General features: G+C 70.9%; 3 protein-coding genes. All 3 read left to right on the forward strand.

The genetic code is table 11. The annotated features are described in order from the left end of the window. On the forward strand, positions 1-257 hold a 257-nt coding region (locus tag WAX14_RS06765; RefSeq protein ID WP_422627325.1), incomplete at its 5' end, for a chorismate-binding protein. 95 nt (positions 258-352) lie between these two features. Then, positions 353-526 (forward strand): DUF2613 domain-containing protein, encoded by a 174-nt coding sequence (locus WAX14_RS06770; RefSeq protein WP_422627326.1) that lies wholly within the window; start codon positions 353-355, stop codon positions 524-526. Further along, positions 507-4423, forward strand: a 3917-nt coding sequence (locus WAX14_RS06775; protein ID WP_422627327.1) for an alpha-(1->3)-arabinofuranosyltransferase domain-containing protein, incomplete at its 3' end; no start/stop codon positions are given. The genes WAX14_RS06770 and WAX14_RS06775, both read left to right, overlap by 20 nt.

Raw genomic sequence — 4423 nt, forward strand, 5'->3', positions numbered from 1 at the left:
CCCCCACCGAGGCGGCGCTCGCCGTCATCCGGTCCGTCGAGGGCGACCGCCGCTTCTACGGCGGCGCTGTCGGCTGGTGCGACGCCGCAGGTGACGGCGACTGGGTGGTCGCGATCCGCTGCGCGGAAATCAGCTCCGACAGATTGCGCGCGCTCGCGTGGGCCGGGGGCGGGATCGTCGCCGCGTCCGAGCCCGACGCCGAACTCGACGAGACGACCGCGAAACTGCGAACACTGCTCGGTGTGCTCGGCCGATAGCGCGCGACGCTTCCCGTGACTCGGGTGATACCTTGACGCGGTGCGATACGGCCGCGGGGACTTCCCGCGCCGACGTTGACGATGGGGAGATGGGCATGGCGAAGTTCCTTGGACCCGGCCTGGGTAGCGCTGCGATCGGCGTCGTCCTCGGCGCTGCAGCAGTGTTCGGCGTGACCGCCGCGGTGCAGGACAACAGCCGCCCGGACATCGACCGCAGCGGAAACGCCGATTCGTCCCTCCTGAACCAGGTTGAGTACGGCAGCCGCTGACGGCGCCGGCAACGCTGCGAGTTCACGCGCTTCCTCCGGTGGGCCGGCCCCGCACGATGCGGGGCCGCCCGCCGAACCCCTCCCGTCCGACGACGCACTGTCGCGCCGGTGGTTGTTCACGGCCGCCGCGGTGGCGTTCGTCTTGGCATTCGCGCAGGCCCCCGGCCTTGTCGTCGCCGACACCAAATACGACCTGACGCAGAACCCGGTGGGGTTCCTGGCCCGTGCCGCGCATCAGTGGAGCAGCATCGCCCCGCTCGGGCAGGTCCAGAACCAGGCCTACGGCTACTTCTTTCCGCACGGCACGTTCTTCGCTGCCGGGCAGATTCTGCACGTGCCCGCGTGGATCACCCAGCGAATCTGGTGGGCGCTGCTGCTGATCGCCGGGTTCTGGGGAGTCGTACGGCTCGCCGAGGCACTGGGTATCGGCAGCCGCAGTTCCCGGATTCTCGCCGCAGTGGTGTTCGTGCTGTCCCCGCGCGTCCTGACGACCCTCGGGTCGATCTCGTCGGAAACCCTGCCGATGATGCTGGCGCCGTGGGTGCTGATTCCCGTGGTCCGGTACGCGCGCGGCGATTCCGGTCGCTCCGCCCTGCACTTGGGCGCGCAATCCGCGGCCGCGGTCGCCCTGATGGGTGCGATCAACGCGGTCGCGACCGCAGCCGCCTGCCTCGTCGCCGGCGTGTGGTGGCTCGCGCACCGGCCGAACCGGGCGTGGTGGCACTTCACGATCCGGTGGATTCCGTGCTGTGTCGTCGCGGTGCTGTGGTGGATGGTGCCGCTGTTGTTGCTCGGCCGCGTCAGTCCGCCCTTCCTCGATTTCATCGAATCGTCCGGTGTCACCACCGAGTGGACGTCACTGGCGGAGATCCTGCGCGGCACCGACAGTTGGACTCCCTTCGTCTCCCCCGAACGCATCGCCGGTGCGGTGCTGGTGACCCAGCCCGCGGCCGTGCTCGTGACGGGTCTGCTGGCGGCCGCAGGCATGGCCGGGCTCGCGATGCGGTCGATGCCCGCGCGTGGCCGGCTGACCGCGATCCTGTTCGTCGGTGTCGCCGGGCTCGCCGCCGGTTACGTCGGCGAACTCGGCTCGCCGTTCGCCGACCAGGTGCGGATGTTCCTGGACTCCGGGGGTGCCGCGCTGCGCAACGTGCACAAACTAGAGCCCCTGGTCCGGCTGCCGCTGGTGCTCGGCCTCGCGCATCTGCTGCGGCGCGTGCCGATGCCGGGCTCCGTGCCGTGGTCGCGGGCCCGCAGCGCCTTCGCGCATCCGGAACGGGACCGGATGGTCGCGTTCACCACCCTCGTCGTGGTCGCCGCGGCCCTGGCGACGTCCCTGGCGTGGACCGGCAAGCTCGCACCGCGAGGCGCCTACGACGAGGTTCCCGAATATTGGCATGAGACCGCGGCGTGGCTCGGTGAACACACCACCGACCGCGGCGAACGCGCCCTGATCGTGCCGGGCGCCCCCTTCGGCAGTCAGGTCTGGGGCTTGACCCGCGACGAACCGATCCAGGCTCTCGCCGAATCCCCGTGGGTATCGCGCGACGCGGTGCCGCTGGTGCCGCCCGGTGCGATCCGCGCCCTCGACTCGGTGCAGCGGCTCATCGCCGACGGCAGGCCCTCCGACGGGCTCGCTGCGACGCTGCACGGCCAGGGCATCGGCTACGTGGTCGTGCGCAACGATCTGGATCCGGACACCTCCCCCGCGGCGCGCAGCGCCCTGGTGCACCAGGCCGTCGACGGTTCCCCCGGACTCGTCCGGGTCGCCGAGTTCGGGCCCGAGATCTACCGCGGCCTCGACGCGGACTTCGTCGCGGACGCCGATCTGCGACCGCGCTACCCGGCAATCGAGATCTACCGCGTCGATGCACCGCAGGCCGCACCCGCCGGCCCGTACGTGGTCGACGCCGCTTCCGTTCCGCGCGTGCAGGGCGGACCCGAATCGCTGCTGCAACTCGCCGCGGGTGAACCGTCGTTGCCCGGTCCGGTACTGCTCGCCACGGACGCCCACCGCGCGGGCCTGCCCGTCGACGCGGTCACCGTCACCGACACCCCCACCGATCGGGAAACCGATTTCGGTCAGGTCGACTACCATTCGTCGGCGATCCGGGCCGCGGACGACCCGCGCCGCACCCACAACCTGGTGCCGGACTATCCGGTCGCGGACACGGACCTCGTCCGTGCCGAATGGGAGGGCGCGCACATCGGGGTGTCCAGCGCAGCGTCGGACGCCACCCAACTGGGCGGCACCTCACCGGGCAGCGGACCCGCCGCGGTCGTCGACGGCGATCCCACCACCGGCTGGCACAGCAACGGACTCGAATCCGCCGTCGGACAGTGGATGCAACTCGATCTCGACACCCCGATCGAGGCCGGCATGCTGCACCTGACGACGAGTCCCGGGGCGCTCGGCGCAGCCGTCAAATGGTTGGAGGTCGCCACCGACCGCGGCACCACCGCCGTCCGGGTCGAGAAGCCCGGCCGGGAACAGACGGTCGCGTTGCCGCTGGGCACCACCACGTGGATCCGGATCACCGCCACCCACACCGACGACGGCACAACAGGCAGCCAGTTCGGTCTCACCGAGGTCGCGGTGGACGACTTCACCGATCGTGCAGACCCGCACCGCATCGACATTCGCCGTCGCATCGTGCTGCCCCCGGTCCCGGACGGCGCCGAGGTGCTCGGCTGGCAACTGAGCCAGGAGTTCCCGGGGCGCGGAAGTTGCGTCGACACCCCCGATCGGGTGCGCTGCGCCCGAGGTCTGGCGACCTCCGCGGAGGAACCGAACACGTTCACCCGCACCCTGTCGGTGCCGGCGGACACCGAGATCACGCCGCAGGTGCGGGTACGGATGCGGCCCGGTCCGGCCGCGGAAGCGATCGCCGCGCAACCGGATCGGATTACCGCGAGCGGTGCCGCCGACGTCGTCGACCTGTCCGGATCCGCGTTCGCCGTCACCGACGGAGATCCGCGCACATCCTGGACGGCACCGGAATCCGCCCTCGAACCGGGTAAACCGCGCCCGACGGTGACCCTCGAACTGCCCGCGGCCGAACTCGTGACCGGTCTGGATGTGGCGTCGAGTCTCGGTGCCCTGCCGGTCGCGCCGACCCGGATCGCCGTCAACCTCGGTAACGGTCCGCAGGTGCGCGACATCGACTTCGACGCCGACAGTTCCGCCCGCGTCGATCTGGTCCCGCACGTCACCGACCGGATCGTCGTCAGTCTCGTCGACTGGCCCGACGTCCTCGACCAGACGATCCTCGGGTTCGCGAAGCTCACACCGCCCGGTCTCGCCGAGGTCACCGTCCTCAGTTCCGGAACAACAGTCGTCGGACCGCAGGATCCGGTCGCAGGCCGGACGGTGGCCGTCGGCTGCGACAGCGGTCCGATCGTGACGGTCGGCGACCGCACGTACCCCACGTCGGTGACCACCACGGTGGGAGCCCTGGCCGCAGGTGCGGAGATTCCCGCGACGCTGTGCGGCACCGACACCGTCCCACTGCCCGCGGGCCGCGTGGACATCGACGTCGCGCCTGGCACCGCGTTCGTCGTGTCGAGCGTGAACCTGCCGGTTCCCGGCGCGGCGCCGCCGGTACCCGCATCCGTCGAACTCGACCGGGGTGTGTGGACCGAGGACCTGCGTGAACTCCAGGTACCGGCCGCCGACACCGAACGGATCGTCGTGGTGCCCGAGAGCACCAACGTCGGCTGGGTCGCGACCGCGCCGGACGGCGGCGAACTGACACCTGTGGTGGTCGACGGCTGGCAGCAGGGCTGGATCGTGCCGGGCGGAACCGGCGGTACCGTCACCCTCACGTTCGCGACAGACCGCTGGTATCGCGCCGGGATCTTCGGTGGACTACTGCTGCTGATTCCCCTGTTCGCGGC

Origin of the sequence: Rhodococcus sp. (in: high G+C Gram-positive bacteria) (assembly GCF_049299235.1) — a bacterium.
GTDB lineage: Bacteria > Actinomycetota > Actinomycetes > Mycobacteriales > Mycobacteriaceae > Rhodococcus.